The organism is Nonomuraea sp. CX421 (assembly GCF_059358955.1).
In genome coordinates this window covers 1-1,132 of record NZ_JCADBK010000063.1, presented here as the reverse complement: position 1 = coordinate 1,132, position 1,132 = coordinate 1, and the positions used below count along the sequence as shown (strand labels likewise).

Genomic DNA, 1,132 nt, shown 5'->3' with positions numbered 1-1,132 from the left:
GGCAGCTTCCAATCCGGCACCGGCGAAGCCTTCAGCAACAACTGGTCCGCCTTCGACACCATCTTCTGACGCCTGATGCAGCGCCTCACTTTCTCCGCATTCCGGGGCTCACTCTCTCTCGAAAAGGACACGTGAGAATGAACAGGTCGACCATTCATCGTCTTTTATCCCGCACCGTCGCGGTGTGTACGGCATCCGCGCTGGCCATGTTCGCCCTTACCGCGCTCGACGAGGCCGGCGGCAGGGGCCAGGCAAACGCGGCGAGCATCGCCAACGGCCCCATCACCCGTTCCGAAGTGCTCGCACGTGCCCAGAACTGGGTGAACCGCGGGGTCCAGTACAACCTGACGCGCCGGTCCAACACATTGGTCACCGATGTGGACGGGACGCACAAGTACGGGCCGGACTGTTCCGGCCTGGTGTCGATGGCCTGGCACATCACGGCGAACTCCGGGAAGGGCGGCAACAGCACCAACGACTTCGCGTCGTGGTCAGGCAAGAGGTACCTGTCCAGTCTTCACGATCTCAGGCCGGGGGACGCGATCCTCAAGGACGGCCACATGGAGCTGTTCGCCCGATGGAAGAACGCCGGCGACCACTCGCAGGGCGCCTGGACCTACTCCCTCAACGGCGGTGCCGACCCGGACGGTGACGGATGGGAGAACGACTGGGCGAAGGGCCCGTCCGCCAACTCCCGTGGTCAAGTGGGGAGCGAGTCGTGGTCGAGCATGCAGGGATATCGCCCCATCCGCTACAACAACATCGTCGAGGACGGAGCGGGTGGCGACACCGGTGACTTCAGCGGTGACGGCAAGGCCGATGTGATCGCCCGTAATGCCACGACCAAGGACCTGCACCTCTACCGTGGCAACGGCAGCGGCGGCTTCCAATCGGGAACCGGTGAGGCGTTCGGCCACAACTGGTCCGCCTTCGACATCATCTTCAGTTCCGGCGACTTCTCCGGCGACGGCAAAGCCGATGTGATCGCCCGTAACGCCACGACCAAGGACCTGCACCTCTACCGTGGCAACGGAACCGGCGGCTTCCAATCCGGCACCGGCGAGGCGTTCGGCCACAACTGGTCCGCCTTCGACATCATCTTCAGCCCCGGCGACTTCTCCGGCGACGGCAA

The 1,132-nt window shown here is 64.3% G+C and carries 1 protein-coding gene; it reads left to right on the top strand.

The features are described 5' to 3' along the window. Positions 1–137: 137 nt before the first annotated feature. A partial coding sequence (locus AC5L3X_RS39140) for an FG-GAP repeat domain-containing protein (protein ID WP_494863851.1) occupies positions 138–1,132 on the top strand: 995 nt, incomplete at its 3' end.